Here is a 17327-nt window from a genome sequence, read left to right as displayed (position 1 = left end):
AGGATCCCGTCAGAGAAGTCCTTTCGGTCTTACACATCATTATCAAAAAGCTCGGCCATCGCGACATCGCGTAGCAAATCGATGAAGCCCGACACTTGATGACGGGCCGTAGCATGGCCTTTTTCGGCAGTGGCTTTCGAGGCGTCACCGACTACGCCGGTCGCATTCAGATCGCTGGCGATCCATCCATAGCTCACAGGACCAATAGGCGAAATGGGCGACGCCTCTGCGCTTGATCGATTGTGTGCGGCGCGGGTCATATCGACGGTCGTCGGCTGAAAAGCCAACATCAGCGACGTTTCGACGTCACCCCCGTGAATACCAAACTGCAGTTCCTCGGGCGGATACATGCCCTCGGGCGCACTGAAGCTCGACCACTGGCACTTCACGGCGAGCATATTCGCCTGAACTCTTAGCTCACGGGAGAGGATCGACACCAGATCCAGATTGCCACCGTGGGAGTTCACGATAACCAGCTTGCGCACGCCAGCCTGCGCAACGGACAAGCCAATCTCGGTCCAGACCTGCAGAGCGGTTGCTGCCGTGAGCGTCAGCGTGCCTGCCGCCCAGAGGTGTTCGTTCGACTTGCCGACCGCCTGAACGGGCAGGATGCGAATGTCGAGATCGTCCGGACAAGTCATACGCAAGACATCAAGCATGCCGTCGGCGATCATCGTGTCGGTTCCGACCGGCAAATGGGGTCCATGTTGTTCGATCGCCGCAGTTGGTAGGATCGCAATTGTGCGCATCGGATCAATGTCGGCGAATTCCGAGGCGCGAAACTCGGCCCAGTCAAGTCGGCGGTTCATTGGGCTGGCTCGTAGGTGGCGTCCAACCGCATGCGAAGATAGTCAGCCCCGGTGATCGGTGCGTAACGCGGCGTACCAGTGCCCGGCAAGGTTTCGACAAGGGTGTCAGGGTTCGGGTCAAGAAAGAAAGCGATTGAGCGTCTTTGATTGCGGGGCGGCAACACGCGATGGGGTGTGGAGATGTAGATGTCGTTCGTCCAACGCATGAGACAGTCCCCGATATTCACAATGAACGCGCCCGGCACATGCGGAACATCGGTCCAGTCCTGCCCTCGGGGCTGAACCTGAAGCCCTGCCTCCCCATCGGTCATCAAAAGCGTCAGAGCGCCGTAGTCCGTATGTGCGCCCGCACCGATACCCGCGCCGTTCTGGGATGCGGGATAGTGCAACAACCGCAGCGTGGCGAGCGGCGCGGTAAAATGCGGAGCAAAATGGGCGCGCAGTAATTGCAGGTCAAGTGCAACCGCCTGCATCAATGCCGTACTCAGGTCCAAGCAGGCATCGAAATAGGCAAGTGTCGTGTCCTTGAAGCCGTCGAGGTCAGGCCAGACATTGACGCCGCGAAACGGCTCGCCCGCCAGAACGCGCGCATCGTCAGGGGCGAGATCAAGGCCGATGTTGAACGCCTCTTTCTGATCCGCGGGGCTATGTGCGCCGGCGAGCTTTTCGTGTCCCTGTCCAACCCACCCGCGGTTATGGTCGTTCAAACCGATGGAGAGCGCGGACTTCTCAGCCGGATCTAACGCAAAGAACGTGTCTGCCGTGTCAAATGTGGCATCAATCAGGGCAGGCGTGACCGGATGGTTCTGCAGCAGGAAAAATCCCGATCCACGGCAGGCCGCACCCAACTCAGCCGCGAAACCTACCGAGTCGGCCTCAAAGCGTTGCCAGTCCAGAACCGGGATCATGCACGTGCCTCTTTGCGCGCTGTGGCACCTCGTGCGACGAACCGGTTCATCGCACGCGCGACCTTATTCAGATGTGCCTCGCGTGACGCTTGAGTGGAACTGTCCATCAAGTGGTGTGCGGCGTAGGCTGTTTTGCATCTCTTCGCGCAGATCAGACGCACTCCGCGCATCAACGTGCGCCGACCTGGCGCGCCGATAAAACGCGTTAACCACCAACTGGCCCCGCACGTCGTGAAGACACCAAGCCGGGTGATATGGGTCAAGCCGGGTCGTATGTCCTTGTGCTCGTCATCAGGCATCAGAAACGCTACCCCGGGCACAAGCACCCGGTCCAGCCATCCTTTGAGGATCGCGGGCAGGCCATACCACCACGTTGGATACACAAAGATCAGTGTATCGCACCATCGCAAATCATCCACGTCACTTTCGACCGGTGCACAGTTTCGCTTCATGTCTTCGTAGCATTCCAGCTCAGCTTCCGTCAGACAGGGATCAAAGCCTCGCTTGTAAAGGTCGATGAGCCGGACCTCCGCGCCCGCCTCGACCAGCCGATCCAATACCACGTCCCGCACGGCGGCGTTGAAACTGCCCTCGCGGGGATGCGCATAGATCACAAGCGCGCGCATTCAAAGACCTTCCATTTCTTGGCCAACCCTCTTGAGGAACTGCCCCCGTTTTCGATTATCGGCTCGGTTCATGTCATATAGCGCCAGATACCGCATCTTGGCTGGCCGACAGACATGCCAGACAGCTCGCGTCACACATTTGCGCGGCGGGTCACCCGCCAGAAGCGCACGCATGCGTGTACCGCCATACGTGGTCACAGCTGCCAGTTTGCGAATATGCGTCAGATTTGGCCTGACCTTGCCGTCCACGAGCTTGAAGGAAACGCCGGGCAGAAACACGCGGTCCAGAAACCCTTTGAGGATGGCCGGGTAACCAAAATTCCAGACCGGAAAGACCATGATCAGCGCGTCTGCCGCGCGAAGGCGGTCGACATAGGTCTGAACCGGCGTGCAATTTTCTGGTTCAGCATGATATCCGCGACGCTCAGGCTCACTGAGAACGGGATTGAAGCCTTCGGCATTCAAGTCGCAGTCGTCCACATCCCATCCGCCATCTGTCAGGCGTTGCACGACGGTTCCATGCACGGCCGCTCCGAAGCTTTCTGGACAGGGATGTGCATAAAGAACCAAAGCGCGCGCCATCGCCTATTCTGCCGCCTGCAGTTTGGGATAACTGTACATGCGGTCATAACGCCAGTCCGGGTCGTCCCATGCGATCATCTTACCCGGGTTCAGCAGCCCCTTGGGATCAGCCTCGCGCTTGAATGCCAACTGCCTGTCATCGACGGTCTGCCGACCGCCTTCCTCTAGCGTGTAACGGTGCGGATTGAAGATCATCGCGCCCGCCTCTTCATGGCGGCGAATAATCTCGTCCAGTCGCGCTTCGCTGCTGAATTTCACCAAGCTCAGGCCCGCGAACATCACCTTACCGTTTTCCTTGAGTACTTCGAGGTGCTGCAGAACTTCTGGCGAAAACTCCTGCTGCATCTCTTCGATCAAGCGCAGGTGATCGGGGAAGCCATAGCGGACCTGCAGATAGGTGATCGACGGATCCACCTTGAGCGCGCGCAGGGTCGTGTGATTCCACCCGTATTCGAAGACCGATCCCGGCTCGCGGTCCCAGTCATGATCGTCATTACGATAGATCAGACGCGCATCGTTCCGCCGCGACAAGAAGGTCAGAAAGCCATCCATCGAATGCGGCGCCACCATCAGCGCGATCAGATGCGTCGCCGGCTCCACGTGGGGTTTGACCCGTTGGAAATACTCAAAGGCCGCAGGCGCTTCGAACACGGTCGCAAGCTTGATCAGTATGCCATCCTCGTTGGCCAGTTGCTCGGCAAAGTGCGCAGCCTCCATGAAATCGTCACAGGCCACAAACATCTCGACCCAGTCATAGGCAGGAGCCAACGGTATCTCGATCTCTGTGATGATGCCGTTCGTGCCGTAGGCATGGCTGACACGGGCCAACTCCTCGCCGCGGAAGTCAAGCACGCGCGGCTCTTCCTCCATGGTGACGACGCGCAAGCGGATGATGTTGCCCAAATCTCGGAGCGAGCCCCATGTACAGGACCCCACACCACCTGAACCACCTGCGATGAAACCGCCAATGGTTGCCGTAGCCCAAGTTGAGGAGAACATCCGTATTTCCTGCCCGGTGTCCCTGCAGACCATATCGAGGTCTTTCAGCAGGCATCCCGGCTCTACAATCACGCGACCCGGATGCACCGCTTTGACCTCAGCCATATGCTTGAGATGCATCACGCAACCGCCCGCAAGGGGCATCGCTTGACCGTAATTGCCCGTGCCCGCGCCGCGTGTGGTCACAGGGCAGTCATGGGCGTAGCAGGTCTTCAGCACCTCGATCACCTCGGCCTCAGTGCGTGGACGCACAACGAAATCGGCGACTACGTGATCCAGCCGGTCCTTCAAAACAGGCGAATACCAAAAGAAATCGCGAGACGAGGCCCGGATGTTCGCCTCCTTCTCTTCGACATCCAGATGCGACAGGGCGGCTTTGGCGGCGGCAACGTTTGGTGTCATTGGGTCCTCATCAGGTGGTCCAGTTCGCAATAGCTCGGCAGGGTGCGGTCGATCTGTCGGCCCGCACGTAGGACGATCCGGTCCATCTGCGGGCGCGCGAAAAGCTCAGTCCACGAACGGGCCTTGAAAATCACCAGGTCCGCCGGTTCCCCTGGGACGAGCGTCGGTTTGTCAAAACCACAGGCGTGAGCCGGGTTGCCAATGAAAGCATGGCTCCAGTCATCGGCGGAATGGTCCAGATGCCCGATCCGGGTGGCTTGGCGCATAACCTCCAGCATGTCCAGATCACCGTAGGCGTAGAATGGGTCACGCGTGTTGTCCGAGGCGAAGGACACGTTTATCCCACGTGCTTTCATCTCATGGACCAGTGTGATCCCGCGCGCCCTTGGCGTGCGGTCCCGGTGGCGGTCTTGGAGATAGAGGTTGCACATGGGCAGGCTGACTACGGAAAACCCGGCCTTCGCAACCAGATCAAGTGTATCGAACGCCCGCGTCGTGTCCTGCGTGGAGAGCGAGCAGCAATGGCCGACCGTCACAGCCGCACTGAACCCCGTTTCAAGCACGGTTTCGCCAAGCAGGCGCAGGGTTTCGCTTTCGGGGTCCATCGTTTCATCAACGTGAAAGTCGACGGCCAAACCCCGCTCGGTGGCGAGGCGTAGGAATCCTGCGAGCCGCTCGCGCAGATCGAAGGCGGGGTAAAGTACCATGCCAAGAACCCCGCCACTTTCGGCCACGATGTCGGCGGTTTTCCGGAAGGCGCCGTTCGCCTCCATTCTGTCACAGCCGACCAGACACGCCGCCTGCAGATCGATCCGTCCAGCCCATTCATCGCGAAGCTCCCGGAACACGGCCCAGGAAATCTCGTCCTGCGGCGGAATACTATCAAGATGCGTACGGATCGCGCGGGTGCCGTGTGCGTAGGCACATTTCAGCGCAAACTCCATGCGCGTGCGGACATCCTCAGCGCACCAGTTTGCCTCGCGATCTGCCGTAACTGTGGACAGGGCACCTGGAAAAGTCCCGTCCGGGTTTGGCGCGCGGTCCCAGATGTGGCCCTTGTCGAGATGGGTGTGCATATCGACAAAGGCCGGAAAAACCATCGCGCCCTGCATGTCGAATTCGGTGCCGCCTTCAATGGCGATCTGGCCACCGGACAGACTGAAATCGACCCGTAGCAAGTCGCCCGGTCGGTCCATCAGACAAGCGGGCACGGTGAGGTTCTTCAAGCGAACCGGCCCGTCGGGCAGCGTCATGAAATCCATCACCGCTCCCGCTTCAGCGCGCTTTCGTGCCACTTTCGCAGCAGCATATGACTGAGGAAGCTAAGCCCCGCAAAAATGATCACCCCCATTCCGGCGATCAGGATAAGCGCCGCAAACATACGCGGGATGTTGAGCCTGTAGCCCGCTTCGAGAATGCGGAACGCCAGCCCAGATCCGATGCCACCTGTGCCCGCAACGTATTCCGCAACTACAGCCCCGATCAGAGACAGACCGCCAGCAATCCGCAAGCCGCCCAGAAAGTAGGGCAAGGCAGAGGGCAGTTGCAGATACCGCAGCCGCTGCCATCGCGTCGCGCCCATGATGCGAAACAGATCGCGCAGGTTGTGGTCGGCCGAGTTCAGCCCGAGCGTGGTGTTGGACAAGACTGGAAAAAACGCCACCAGCCATGCACAAAGCAAAAGCCCCGCAATGCGACTGTCCACGTAGATGAAGATCAGCGGCGCAATCGCCACGATCGGCGTGACCTGCAAAATGACGGCGTACGGGTAGAATGACATCTCGATCCAGCGCGATTGCGTAAATAGGATTGCCAGCCCTACCCCGCCCAAGACAGCAACGGCGAGCGCCATAAGCGTGATTTGCAGTGTCACCAATGCTGCGTCAAACAGCATCGCCCAGTCCTTGATCAGTGTCTCGAAGACGAGCCCCGGACCGGGCAGAATGTAATGAGGTATCTCATTCCAAACGACGACCCGATCCCACAGGAACAAGGACACCAGCAAAACCAGAGCGGGCAGCGTCCACTTGCCAATCTGGTCAAGCCGCCGCGCACGCGCACGCCGCGCTTCGTCTGCGTCAACGATGGGTGCAGGATCCGCACCGCGATCTTCGGCAATGCTCATGCGGCTATCCCCATCGCTTCGTGCAACGCGTCGGATGCGGACCGGCAGTGCGCGGCGTAGTCCGAGGAGGTTCGAAAGTCTTCATCGCGCGGATAGCTTTCGTCCACCGTCAACTCACGGATCACACGCCCCGGCCGTGCGGCCATCACCACGATCCGGTCGCTCAGAAACACCGATTCAAAGACCGAATGGGTGACGAAGATCACCGTGCAACCGATCTTCTCTTTCAACGCCAGCAAATCGTTGTTCAGCCGAAACCGTGTGATTTCATCCAATGCGGCGAATGGTTCATCCATCAAGATCAGGCGGGGCCGGGTAACCATGGCCCGCGCAATCGACACCCGCATCTTCATGCCGCCAGACAACTCCCGCGGGTAGACGGTTTGAAACCGCTCTAGCCCAACAAGCCGTAAGGCTTGTAGCACCTCATCCTTGACCGATGCGTAACTGGCCCCCCGCAACCGGAACGGCAGCCACACATTTTCGGCGACGGTTGCCCACGGCATCAGGGTAGGCTCCTGAAAAACAACGCCCAAATCGCCAGTGTCATGCCCGCCGGCCCAGGTGATGCGACCGCGCGTTGGATGGGACAATTCCGCGATCAGGCGAAGGGCGGTGGACTTTCCACATCCTGACGGCCCAAGCAGCGAGATGAAATCGCCTTCGTTTACTTGCAAGGAAAGGCCTTTCAGCGCAACAACATCACCGTTGAAGGTTTTGTCGATCCCTTCCATTTTCAGCAATTCGGGGCGCGCGCCCAGTGGCAGCGGTGTCTGGCTTGGCATTAAGTTGGTCCCTTGGCGTTTACGGGTAGCCCTTGCAGAGCCACCCGCCATCATCGTGACCGAACCTTACTTCAGGTCCATTCCAACCTTTTGATTGGTGAATTCAAGCGTGTAGGAGGCCTTCCAGTCAAGTTCGTCCTCGATCACGCCCGATGCCACCATCTTTTCGTAGAAATCACCGATCACTTCGTCCGTCATCGAGCCAATCCCGGTTTCCAGCGCGGCGCCGCTGTCTACGATTTCCTGTTCCAGCATCATGTTCTTGGCAAAATCGATTTTGTCCTGGCTCATGTCAGGATTGGCCGCGAGGATCAGTTCATCTGCCGCAGCGCTGTCACCGTAGAGATAGTTGTACCAACCAGTCAGCGAACCATCGACAAAGCATTTCACGACTTCAGGGCGTGTTTCAATGGTCTCGGCCATGGTCTCGATTGTCGTGGCGTAGGATGAGTATCCAGCATCAGCGATCAGAAAGACATTCGGTTTAAATCCCGCTTCTTTCTCCACCACATATGGCTCAGAGGACAGGTAGCCCTGCATCCCTTTGCCCTTATCCGCAATGAACGGGGCCGGATTAAAGGTGTAGGGCTCGCGCTGTTCAACGGTAAAGCCATGTTCGGCGATCATCCATTGATAATAGCTGGTGAACCCATTGTCCCCAATCAGGAGGGTGAGATCTTTCAGCTCGTCCCAGCTGTCAGCTTCACCCGGATGGGCCAAGATGACCTGCGGATGTTTCTGGAAAATCGCGGCGACCGCAACGACAGGTATGCCTTCTTTCACGGCGTTGAAGGCCTGCAGCATGTCACCGCCCATGTGAAAATCGATGCGACCCGCCAGCATGAGGGCCCGGTTGTTGACCTGCGGTCCCCCGGAAATGATCTCCACATCTAGCCCGCACGCCTCATACGTGCCGTCCGCCACAGATTGGTAGAAACCGCCATGTTCGGCTTGCGCAAGCCAGTTGGTCCCAAAAACGACTTTCTCAGCATCTCCATCGGCCAGCGCCCCTTGCGCGATGAAGGTCGCAACCGCAATCGCTGCTAGTCTTTTCGACATCTCATTCTCCCATTTTCCCGTCGGACACAGCATCTGCGTTCGTTAACGGGTGCAAAGACCGGTCCTGCCATTGCGCGGTCACAACAAGAGTAAATGCTGAAAAATTGAGCAGAACATAGGCTGGCGCATATTTGATACCCGCTTCGTGTTTGATCTGCGCGTAATCTCGGGCACCGTCGCCCGGATACGCATAGGGGGATCAGCCATGAAAGCATTAAACCCGAACTCCATCGCACCACCCTTCGCGCGCTACTCCCACGGCGCTGCGGCCGCACCGGGATGCCAGTTGATCGCAACCTCAGGCCAATTGGGGATGACGGCAGATGGAACAGTCCCTGAGGGCGCAGAGGCTCAGGCCAAGATCTGCTTTGCGAATATCGATGCCGTCCTCGCAGAGGCGGGCGCGGGTCGGGAAGACGTTCTGCGGCTGAATGCCTACGTCACGGACCGAGCGCACATGGCAGGCTACATGGCGGCGCGGGACGCCTGGCTCGCCAACATCTCACCGCCGCCCGCTTCGACACTTGTTATCGTCATCGGCTTCACCCGGCCGGAATTCGTCGTTGAAATAGAAGCCACGGCAGCAGTCAGGCAGACCACAGACGCGGTCGACCCAAAGAACGGCTCCATTGAGAAATAACCGATCACGACCGTGATCACATTGGTAACGATCTCTGCGTGACTCCTGCGCTTTCGTTACTATGAAAATTTGCGGAACCTGGTTCTGATAGGACTATTGGATTAATCGCTGGCGGTAGGCTCTTTAACGCCCTTGAGGTTAAGTATTCCGCGTAGATTTCCGTTCAAGTATCACCGTTTCCCCTTCGATATCATTCTCTGCACCGCGCGTTCTTATCTGCGCCAACCGTTGTCCTATCAGGATGGCGTCGATCTGCCCGCCAAATGCGGCATTACATTTGATGGATCAACTGTGTGTAACTAGGTGAAAAGGCCTGACTCGGAACTGACTACGCTAACGTCAGACACTGTGGTTCTAAAAATTCTGATGACGGACAGGCCGGTGATCTAAAATTGTACACTTCGTCGGCAATCATGCCAGGTACCAACAAAACTTATTTTTAGACGATTCCGTGAGCTGACAAGCCGTTTCCAAATTATTCACTCGATTATGTCACCTATTCGTAATTTACTCTTGGAAAATTTCATAGTAGCTACCGACATTGGGAGTATACCGCTCACCTGCCAAATGGCTTACTCGTAGTATTGAGCGTCAAGACTGAGACTGCGAGAATTTTAAGCACCAACCCTGCAGTTTTCCGTTTTGATGTGCGGCCAGAGTTTCATCGTTGAGTAAAACGTTGCTTTGTTCGCGTCTTTGGTCACGATTAGTGACACGGCGAAAGCGTAGTTTCATTCATGACCGTTTGCGACAGTTTGAATGAACGCTGTGACGACACTTGCCGCATACCGGCAGATTTGGTGCCGCACATGCGAACTGATGCTACTTCACCCCAGCGTTGAAACGACAAATAATGGATGCACACTGTTGCACGGAATGGTCATCATAGCCTCTCTGAGGATATTGAGCTTGTCAGTGCTATGTACAGCTACTTTCAGGCTCAAACCCAAGCAATGAAAATGCGTGCAGGACTTGTTTCAGAAGCTGCAAATTACGAGAGCGGCCTGATCATGATCGCCTATGAGCAATCATATCGCACAAGGTTTGTTAAGACGATGGAAGATGGCGATGATGACGCGGTGATCTATCAACTGTTCGAGGCGGACTTTGAAATTTGCGACGCGGTTTTTAGTTATTACAGTTAAGAGTGGTCCACGCTGCGCGATGCACGAAGTTTGGGCGACGCAGCCTGAAATCAACTTCCAAATAACTTAATACGATCGCAAAGACCTTTCACTCAGTCCAGCATTTGCCTACCCTCAACTCATGAAGTCTGTGGAAATGTCGTATCTGACAACCGCGTTGAGTTCTTCCTACATCAACAACCGAGGCCCATATCAGCGGCACATTACCGGGGCAAACATGCGTCCAGCTATGGCAAGCCAGAAGATTACTTTTGTTCGTATATTAGCTATCAATGAGCCTCGCGAATTGCGTCTTCGTGTAGCTTGTTTCGCATCATTCGGACGGTGTCATACAGTTTCAAATTCAGATAGCGGGAAGTATTTGGCGCGTCGTCACCATGATTGCCGCCAAACGAGACATGCAAGATCCCTGAACACTTGGTCGGATCGGCATTGTCGGTGTCATTAATTTTCCACCAGAGTGAATCATCTGGTGAAGCACTGAAGCCGCATGTTTCTTCAAAACCGAGCGCGGACAGGCTACCTTCTGCAATCAACCAATACATAAAGACATTAGCATCAGTCTGAACTTCCACACTCGGCGTGCCAAAGCGGTCAATCACGTCGTCGCGCAGCTGATCCATATCTGGCTCCGGCGTGTCCTGATCAGCGAAAAAATATCTTATATCAATGTGTTCGACCGTATGACGGGCTGACGGCATGCCCAAATGCAATACGACATCAACCTTGCTTTCAGATCGCGCGCCGATGGTGCGGTGCATCCCCGCGAAATGGATTGTATGCGCATACTCATATTTAGTTGGAACAGGAGAAGCGAGCAGCTCAGTGCTTTTTTCTTCCAGAACGAGCTCTAACCCTTGTTCATACAAGGCGATGCAGGCATTCACGCTCTTCATGCCCGTTTTCACATCCATAAGACCGTTTAGCGCGTCCGGGTAATCGTTTTCCCAGTTCTCAAGCATATCGCCCGGCCAATCATTAGGTGTTGCGAACGAACTCATGCCAGATATTAACTGGCAAGGAACTGGTCCCCAATCACCATCCTTTGAACGAAGCTGTTCATATGCAAACCACCCGAGCGGAACACACAACCCCAAAAGAAGACCAGCTTTCAACACATTATTCATATGAGGCCCATTCAATTCTTCGAAAAAACCTAGGCATCACAGCACAATCCCGATCAATAGCCAAAGTCCGCTTGCGTACAACTTCCGCTCGCGAGGCACGAAGCCAGGTCTTCAACTCTCAAATTTGCCACCGACAACATTATGCTTGATCCGCACAGGCCCGAAAAAATCGATAATTGCCCGGTCGATGGTGCGCGGTCAAACACGACCACATAGGGTACACCGATAATCGGATGCCCAAGCCCATTGCACCAGATTTCATGGGTACATTCAGTGCTGATAACAGAGGTCACTGGATCGGTTGGAATGACGGCACCTTCGGCGAACATAACGCCTTGGAATTCAAATTCAGACGTCCCAGCATCCAATGAACTTGCCACAGGACTGCGCCTCTCCGTCGCTGCCGAGAACGCGCCGTAGCCAACAATCACTTCGTCGGGCGCTAGTCTTGTTTCGTTTAAAATCAGAACAGGGTCTGGCAAAGGAGCGCAGGACAGCGCAGTCGCCTGCAACGGGACCCAGAAAGCAACCGACATCATAGCTATAACAGCAAAGGGTCTTGTCATGTTATACGCCTTCTTTTGGGTTGCACTAAGGGTCGACGTCGTGGATGGGGCATTCCTTGGATGCTCGCAAAATTTTTTGCAACTTATATCAAAGGCGTTTCAGACTAAGATGTCTGACCAAGGATAGCTTTGAAAGGCTTCTATGACGACAAGGCTGCAGCACGGCAATACGCTTGCCTCTACTGCCAAGAAATGCTGCGCCAGCAATAGCTGCTGCTGCATAAGTCTGGTTTGTCCGCAGACTGTGGGTTCGCTAAACCCCAGATTTCGCGCTTACGGCGAATGACCGCAAAGCCGGCTGCGAGCGCAGGATTGACGTGTGTCGGTCAACGGCGGGAAAGGGCCGTCTTCGCAATGCGCTTCTAAACCACTTACCCAGCCTAATGCATAGTGTATATCCACGCCTGCCAGAGTATTCAGAAACGCGTTCGGCGGTGAGTGGTCATACCTGGTTTCCCGAACAGCCTTCGGCGGGGCACGCCTGGTCGCTCTATGTGACCGGGCTCAGGAACGAGGTCTGGACCATGGGAGGTAAGGTCCAAAGCCTCGACTTTAGTTGGCCTGGCCTGCACGTTCGCCGGCAATACCGACCAATCCACGATCTCCGGTTTCCCAAAGTGCGGTCATGGTCATCGACGTCACAAGCCAACGATCGCCGGACTGTTCCAGCTCGTAGGCGTAGCGCCCGCCGAGCGTCCAAAGATCATCGTCGATCCGATGGGTTGCGGTGAAATCCGCTTCTGCGATCGCGAAGGCTTCGCCGACGGGTGTGATCGTGTGGTTCGTCACCATGTGGTGCGTGTTGTCGAAGCCGGGCAGGAAGGTCGACCAGCCGCCAACCAGTTCATCGGCAGACTGCGTTGCGGGGTCTCCGCCCCATAGGCTTGTGTAGTCGGTCGTCACCGTTTCGGCGAATGCGCTTCGGACGCGGTCCCAATCGCCACGATCAGCCCCCGCAGCGATGTCCGTGATTGATCGTGTGATCTCGGTAGGGTCTGCCATGGCGCCGCCTCCGATAAGTGTTGCCGCTGCGAGCGTCGAAAGAAATGTGTGTTTCATGATGTTCTCCTTGTGAACCGCCTCAGGCGAGCTGACCACCGGTGGCGTCGAAGTCCATGCCGTTGAAAGCGGTGGCAGCATCGGAGGCGAGAAACAGGATGCCCTCGGCCATCTCGTTCGGATCCATGATCCGTGGTGTCACAAAGAAATCCGCCATGCCCTCGTAGGTCAGGCCCTGAAACTCGAAACTCTCTTCCAGCATGGGAGTATCCACGGCGAGCGGAGAAATGGAAGTGACGCGGATGTTGTCCTTTGCGAGTTGCGCGCCGGCGCGGGTCAGGCCCAGAACGGCATGCTTCGAGGCGTTGTAGTGCGCGGTGTTGGGAAACCCGCGATGCGCTGCGACCGACGCCATGTTGACAATGACACCGTTGCCCTGCGCCTTCATGACGGGGATGGCGTACTTCATGCCGTAGAAGACGCCGTTTGCATTGGTCAACATCATGTCGTCAAAGTTTTCGATGGCAATGTCCTCGATCAAGGCCGGTGTCATGAAGATCCCGGCATTGTTGAAAAGGACATCCAGACGGCCATAAGTGTCCGTTGTCGCATTGACGAAGCGTTCGACCTGAGCCGGGTCCCGAACGTCCGTTTGCACCCAAGTCACATCGCCACCCGCTTCACGGATTTCTGCCTCGACCTGACGCCCGAGCTCATCACGCCGCGCGCCAAAGACCACCTGACCGCCTTCCATGGCAAAGGCCCGCACGGTCGCGGCGCCGATCCCGGAATTGCCACCAGTGACTGCAATGACCTTGCCTGCGAAACGGCCATCGGGATTGACCGCCGACGGGGCCTCGACCGGGTCCATGCTGTTCGCGGCGGCAGCGGATGCTGCCATCGTGGCGGCGACAGCGGCTCCTCCGGTAAGGAGCGTGCGGCGGGAGGGGTTCATGTCATCAGACATCAGAATTCCTTTCTGGCTTAGTGTGCAGAACGGTTTTGCGTCGATCATTTGACGACCGATGCAAGCCTGGCGAGGTGCGCCTTCCAGAAGGATGGGTTGGAAAGATCGCGTGGGCATCCGCGATACGTGCTATTGTTTGGGTGATCTTTGCTGCTGAATGCGGAAACTACTGTCTGAAAGGCTGGTTTGGGGGCTAGGCTGTTGAACGAAAGATCAGCTTTGACTGCGACCAGGAGGCCAAATGCCCGCTCTTAGTACGCGTCTGACTGCGCTACCCGGCTCGCCTTTCGGTGTGCAGACCGAGGCGCTGGCCGTGCAGGCTATCCCGCCTGGTCCAGTGCGGATGCACCTCGTTCCGCATAAACATCTGCTCTATGTCAACATCGAGCAAGGCGCGTCGGTGCAGGAGGTGAATTCCGACCGCGCGCGAGAGAACATTTGCGAGCAGGACACCTTCGCCCTGTATCCCGCTGGTACTGATTTTCGTCTTTCGGCGGAAAACACGGGTTGGGGGGTCGCCATAGAGATTGACCCAGAGCGTCTCAAATGCCTTGTCACGGAAGCCTTAACGGACCAGATGGGCGCGTTGGAGCCGGTCATGTGCACGCCCGAGGCCCAAGCCGCCGCATTTGCGCGCACGCTCAGACAACACCTGCGCGGCCCCAGCATCAACCCGCTGGTCGCCGAAGGTCTGAGCCTTCTGATCGTTGGACTTGCATTTGAGAAATCCGTGAACGGCTTTTCAACATCGGTGTCCGTCGCAGGCACCGATGACCGGATTGCAAGAGCAATCGAGTACGCGGAGACCTATATCCACAAACCGTTGACTGTCACAAAATTGGCCGATGTTGCTTGCATGAGCCCGTGGCATTTCTCCCGGTGTTTCAGCGAAGTTGTCGGAGAACCACCATACCGATGGATTCAAACGCGCAGAGCGGAAAAAGCCGTGGAGCTAATCCGCTACTCAACTCTGTCGCTCGCAGTCATCGCAGAAAAGTGCGGTTTTTCCGATCAAAGCGGAATGGGTGCCGCCGTGAAATCGCTGACTGGGCTTACCCCTTCGGCATTTAGGACAAAGTGACCAAGATTTCAAACCGGTGACTCGAGTTCGCAATGCCGTGAAAAGCGCTGCTTTGGCTTGTTAGAGAAGTCCAACACTTTGTCTCAGCGGCACACTTGTACTCGAAAGCTGTTTCACTATCTCTGGCATTTGCATTGCATTAAGGTGCGAAAAATAGACGTAGTTTCACCGGGCGGATCCTCTCACTAGTCCGCAACATGATTATTAGCTTCAGATTCTTCGCCGCGCGCTGCTCAGATGTTTGGTTAGGCCGCTGCTTCGCGGCAAAGCACTCTGCGCGAGTGCACAAGTTTTTTACGCTGCGTGCGCGCGCAGCACAAATTCAAGACTTCTGCTGTGGGCTCGTTTGAGACCTTCGCCGCAAATTCTCTGACAGTCTGCTTGCGTGCAAAAATCACGTGCATAAGTTCGACTATGAAGAAGATAGGAGTCGCCAGTGCATCCTTCGAATACTGTTGAATCGTTAACGGGACGAAGTCCTCCGCCATGATGCCCCCAAAAATCTCAGTTGAAAATTCGCTGCGCCAGTCTGAACTGCTCGCTACCATTAGAATCCATAGGAACTCGCAACGCAAGAAGTTCATGGGTTAAGGCTGAGTTTTCTTATCGCAAAAAGGCGGGCTGCCCTAGAGCGTTACAAAGTGCCTGAGTGGTTCTCTCACACCGGTCGTAGCGAAAAGCTCAGCTTCGCCCCGCATTGTTGACTTCTAAGGCATCGAAGATTTGCACCTGCAGCGAAAGTCCGGTCTGACGGGCCGCACTGCAGCGGCGATTGAGTCGAGTGAACGGCAGCTTTGGACCGTTCGTGCCAACGAAGCTCAACCGATACAGCGTCTTGCCTCCGAGCCGTTAGACAACTGATTTGACCACCAACGCCGACAAGAGCTGGAAATTCTCAATGAACAGGCAAATTTGTGCTCAAAAAAGCAACTTACATCTGCGTTCGACAAAAAACTAAATGGCGCGCTGGGGAGGATTCGAACCCCCGACCCCTTGATTCGTAGTCAAGTACTCTATCCAACTGAGCTACCAGCGCGCGGGTGTGGCGGATGTAGCGCTGCGGCTTGGGCTTTGCAAGAGCAAAACCACGAGGGTGCCCTACTGTGCCGCCTGATCGAAAAGAGCGATTTCCTTGGGCAGCGACATCGTGAAAGATGTCCCCTCTTCGCTTGTTTCAAGAAGATTGAGCTCTCCCCCGTGCCCGCGCACCAGATCTGCGGCGATCACAAGGCCCAAACCCGTACCCCCTTTGCGAACGCCCCCTTCGAAGGCTGTGAATAAATTTTCTTGCGCCTTTGGGGGTAGGCCCGGTCCGGTGTCGCAGACATGGATCTTCCACCAACTGTCATCCTCCTCGGCTCTGATTGTGATCTCACCGGGCTTTCCCGTGGCCTCAATGGCCTGCCGGGCGTTGCGTACGAGGTTTCCGAGGATCCGAAACACCTGCTCCTGATCTGCACGCATGACCATTCCGATTGGGACTTCGGAGTGAAAGCTGACCAGGTCTGACGATGCCAATCGTTCGCTTTCCAAGACATCTTCCACTAGGCTTGTTAGCCGGACCATGGTCAGTGTGGGCGGCGCTTCCTCAGCACGTCCGAACGCCAATGTACTTTCGCAAAGATTGACGGCTCGCGAGAGCGAATTAACCAATTTGGGAGCAGAACGTTTGACGGCCGGGTCTTCGCTGCGCTCCATACGGTCGGCCAGCAGCGTTGCTGTGGTGAGGATGTTGCGCAGGTCATGGCTGATTTTGGCAACAGCGCTTCCAAGCTGTGCCAACCGCTCTTTCTGACGAAGCGACCCCGTCAACTGGGTCTGAAGCTCTGCCAACGCCTCTTCTGCACGACGAAGCTCTTTAATCCGGCCCTTCGGCATGATGATCCGGCGGGCGTCCTCCGGGGCCGACGCGTAGGATTGCATGTGATGCACAACCCGCTTGATTGGCCGCACCATGAAACTTCGAACTGCCAAAAACAGCAGGCAGGCAGAGATCACCGAGATAACAAGAGAGAGCGCCAGAATACGTAATCCGTAGTCGACCATGGCCGCCCTTAAGGGCGCCTGCGGCATCGCCACGTCGATAGTCATGCCCGCTTCGTTTGTCGGCGACCCCATTACCCGGATCACCCCTTCTGCCGGAGAGAGCAATTGCTGAAGCGCGCCTTGGATCAAGTAAAATGCGGACGGGTCGCGCAGGTTGACCTCTGTCGTGATGGGCCCGGGCACGGGGGAGGAGAGAACCAGTTGGCTGACGGCGTCCCGCCGAAGCACGACATTGTAAACTCCGGCATTGTCCAGAAGCTCTTGTGCCAGCGCGGACGAGACACGCTGGTCCTGCGACGCCAAAACGGAAAGAGATGCAATCTGCGCCTTTTCGAGACGCGAGATCAGGTACTCTTCCCGAAACCGTGCGATGGACGGCACAAAGATCAGGATTTCGGCGAGCATCACGAAGATGACCGATAAAATCAGAAACCGTCCTGACAGCGAGTTGATCAAATCTG

General features: G+C 56.4%; 17 protein-coding genes and 1 tRNA gene. 3 read left to right on the top strand and 15 right to left on the bottom strand.

The annotated features are described in order from the left end of the window. Positions 1-29: 29 nt before the first annotated feature. The 9 genes from KIN_RS11185 to KIN_RS11145 form a co-directional block, all read right to left on the bottom strand. The gene (locus tag KIN_RS11185) at positions 30-809 is read right to left on the bottom strand and encodes a creatininase family protein (RefSeq protein WP_159806910.1); all 780 of its coding nucleotides are present in this window, start codon (positions 807-809) and stop codon (positions 30-32) included. After that, positions 806-1717, bottom strand: coding sequence for an isopenicillin N synthase family dioxygenase (locus tag KIN_RS11180; protein WP_159806908.1), 912 nt, complete (start codon positions 1715-1717; stop codon positions 806-808). Before KIN_RS11180 ends, KIN_RS11185 begins: the two co-directional genes overlap by 4 nt. Next, positions 1714-2343 carry an NAD(P)H-dependent oxidoreductase gene (locus KIN_RS11175; RefSeq protein WP_159806906.1) on the bottom strand — a complete coding sequence of 210 codons (630 nt, stop codon included), beginning with the start codon at positions 2341-2343 and terminating at the stop codon, positions 1714-1716. Before KIN_RS11175 ends, KIN_RS11180 begins: the two co-directional genes overlap by 4 nt. After that, positions 2344-2925, bottom strand: coding sequence for an NAD(P)H-dependent oxidoreductase (locus tag KIN_RS11170; RefSeq protein WP_159806904.1), 582 nt, complete (start codon positions 2923-2925; stop codon positions 2344-2346). Positions 2926-2928: 3 nt separating this feature from the next. Next, on the bottom strand, positions 2929-4326 hold the full coding sequence (locus KIN_RS11165; protein WP_159806902.1) for an FAD-binding oxidoreductase: 1398 nt from the start codon (positions 4324-4326) through the stop codon (positions 2929-2931). Next, the gene (locus tag KIN_RS11160; RefSeq protein ID WP_159806900.1) at positions 4323-5588 is read right to left on the bottom strand and encodes a cytosine deaminase; all 1266 of its coding nucleotides are present in this window, start codon (positions 5586-5588) and stop codon (positions 4323-4325) included. The genes KIN_RS11165 and KIN_RS11160 overlap by 4 nt, the downstream gene beginning before the upstream one ends. Next, a complete protein-coding gene (locus KIN_RS11155) occupies positions 5588-6451 on the bottom strand; it encodes an ABC transporter permease (protein WP_159806898.1) in 864 nt (287 codons plus the stop codon). The genes KIN_RS11160 and KIN_RS11155 overlap by 1 nt, the downstream gene beginning before the upstream one ends. Next, positions 6448-7236, bottom strand: coding sequence for an ABC transporter ATP-binding protein (locus KIN_RS11150; RefSeq protein WP_243144897.1), 789 nt, complete (start codon positions 7234-7236; stop codon positions 6448-6450). The genes KIN_RS11155 and KIN_RS11150 overlap by 4 nt, the downstream gene beginning before the upstream one ends. Positions 7237-7302: 66 nt before the next feature. Beyond that, entirely contained in the window at positions 7303-8295 is a 993-nt protein-coding gene (locus KIN_RS11145; protein ID WP_159806896.1) for an ABC transporter substrate-binding protein, read from the bottom strand. Between the two features lie 205 nt (positions 8296-8500). Between KIN_RS11145 and KIN_RS11140 the strand changes: the two genes are divergently transcribed. Both KIN_RS11140 and KIN_RS11135 read left to right on the top strand, forming a co-directional pair. After that, positions 8501-8935: a RidA family protein gene (locus tag KIN_RS11140; protein ID WP_159806894.1), complete on the top strand. Its 435-nt coding sequence runs from the start codon at positions 8501-8503 to the stop codon at positions 8933-8935. An 857-nt stretch (positions 8936-9792) separates the two neighbouring features. Next, complete coding sequence (locus KIN_RS11135) at positions 9793-10080, top strand: hypothetical protein (protein WP_159806892.1); 288 nt, start codon at positions 9793-9795, stop codon at positions 10078-10080. Between the two features lie 269 nt (positions 10081-10349). On the opposite strand, the gene KIN_RS11130 is transcribed toward KIN_RS11135, so the two are convergent. From KIN_RS11130 to KIN_RS11115, 4 genes are all read right to left on the bottom strand, one after another. Beyond that, complete coding sequence (locus tag KIN_RS11130) at positions 10350-11207, bottom strand: hypothetical protein (protein WP_159806890.1); 858 nt, start codon at positions 11205-11207, stop codon at positions 10350-10352. 53 nt (positions 11208-11260) lie between these two features. Further along, positions 11261-11773 (bottom strand): hypothetical protein, encoded by a 513-nt coding sequence (locus tag KIN_RS11125; RefSeq protein WP_159806888.1) that lies wholly within the window; start codon positions 11771-11773, stop codon positions 11261-11263. A 552-nt stretch (positions 11774-12325) separates the two neighbouring features. Next, positions 12326-12832, bottom strand: a complete 507-nt coding sequence (locus KIN_RS11120; RefSeq protein ID WP_159806886.1) for a nuclear transport factor 2 family protein — start codon at positions 12830-12832, stop codon at positions 12326-12328. A 22-nt stretch (positions 12833-12854) separates the two neighbouring features. Beyond that, entirely contained in the window at positions 12855-13739 is an 885-nt protein-coding gene (locus KIN_RS11115) for an SDR family NAD(P)-dependent oxidoreductase (protein WP_207710128.1), read from the bottom strand. Between the two features lie 241 nt (positions 13740-13980). On the opposite strand from KIN_RS11115, the gene KIN_RS11110 reads away from it, so the two are divergent. Then, positions 13981-14820, top strand: coding sequence for a helix-turn-helix transcriptional regulator (locus tag KIN_RS11110; protein WP_159806884.1), 840 nt, complete (start codon positions 13981-13983; stop codon positions 14818-14820). Between the two features lie 959 nt (positions 14821-15779). On the opposite strand, the gene KIN_RS11105 is transcribed toward KIN_RS11110, so the two are convergent. Together KIN_RS11105 and KIN_RS11100 are read right to left on the bottom strand one after the other, a co-directional pair. Then, positions 15780-15856: transfer RNA gene (locus tag KIN_RS11105), tRNA-Arg, on the bottom strand. Positions 15857-15918: 62 nt separating this feature from the next. Further along, complete coding sequence (locus KIN_RS11100; RefSeq protein WP_159806882.1) at positions 15919-17322, bottom strand: sensor histidine kinase; 1404 nt, start codon at positions 17320-17322, stop codon at positions 15919-15921. Positions 17323-17327 lie beyond the last annotated feature (5 nt).

Origin of the sequence: Litoreibacter roseus (assembly GCF_009811795.1) — a bacterium.
GTDB classification, from domain to species: domain Bacteria; phylum Pseudomonadota; class Alphaproteobacteria; order Rhodobacterales; family Rhodobacteraceae; genus Litoreibacter; species Litoreibacter roseus.
This window is presented reverse-complemented; position numbering and strand designations above follow the sequence as displayed.

Excerpts from the sequence above, each read along its gene's own strand:
- KIN_RS11185 (WP_159806910.1), bottom strand. The coding sequence starts at position 809 with ATGAACCGCCGACTTGACTGGGCCGAGTTTCGCGCCTCGGAATTCGCC.
- KIN_RS11180 (WP_159806908.1), bottom strand. The coding sequence starts at position 1,717 with ATGATCCCGGTTCTGGACTGGCAACGCTTTGAGGCCGACTCGGTAGGT.
- KIN_RS11175 (WP_159806906.1), bottom strand. The coding sequence starts at position 2,343 with ATGCGCGCGCTTGTGATCTATGCGCATCCCCGCGAGGGCAGTTTCAAC.
- KIN_RS11170 (WP_159806904.1), bottom strand. The coding sequence starts at position 2,925 with ATGGCGCGCGCTTTGGTTCTTTATGCACATCCCTGTCCAGAAAGCTTC.
- KIN_RS11165 (WP_159806902.1), bottom strand. The coding sequence starts at position 4,326 with ATGACACCAAACGTTGCCGCCGCCAAAGCCGCCCTGTCGCATCTGGAT.
- KIN_RS11160 (WP_159806900.1), bottom strand. The coding sequence starts at position 5,588 with ATGGATTTCATGACGCTGCCCGACGGGCCGGTTCGCTTGAAGAACCTC.
- KIN_RS11155 (WP_159806898.1), bottom strand. The coding sequence starts at position 6,451 with ATGAGCATTGCCGAAGATCGCGGTGCGGATCCTGCACCCATCGTTGAC.
- KIN_RS11150 (WP_243144897.1), bottom strand. The coding sequence starts at position 7,236 with ATGCCAAGCCAGACACCGCTGCCACTGGGCGCGCGCCCCGAATTGCTG.
- KIN_RS11145 (WP_159806896.1), bottom strand. The coding sequence starts at position 8,295 with ATGTCGAAAAGACTAGCAGCGATTGCGGTTGCGACCTTCATCGCGCAA.
- KIN_RS11140 (WP_159806894.1), top strand. The coding sequence starts at position 8,501 with ATGAAAGCATTAAACCCGAACTCCATCGCACCACCCTTCGCGCGCTAC.
- KIN_RS11135 (WP_159806892.1), top strand. The coding sequence starts at position 9,793 with ATGCACACTGTTGCACGGAATGGTCATCATAGCCTCTCTGAGGATATT.
- KIN_RS11130 (WP_159806890.1), bottom strand. The coding sequence starts at position 11,207 with ATGAATAATGTGTTGAAAGCTGGTCTTCTTTTGGGGTTGTGTGTTCCG.
- KIN_RS11125 (WP_159806888.1), bottom strand. The coding sequence starts at position 11,773 with ATGACAAGACCCTTTGCTGTTATAGCTATGATGTCGGTTGCTTTCTGG.
- KIN_RS11120 (WP_159806886.1), bottom strand. The coding sequence starts at position 12,832 with ATGAAACACACATTTCTTTCGACGCTCGCAGCGGCAACACTTATCGGA.
- KIN_RS11115 (WP_207710128.1), bottom strand. The coding sequence starts at position 13,739 with ATGTCTGATGACATGAACCCCTCCCGCCGCACGCTCCTTACCGGAGGA.
- KIN_RS11110 (WP_159806884.1), top strand. The coding sequence starts at position 13,981 with ATGCCCGCTCTTAGTACGCGTCTGACTGCGCTACCCGGCTCGCCTTTC.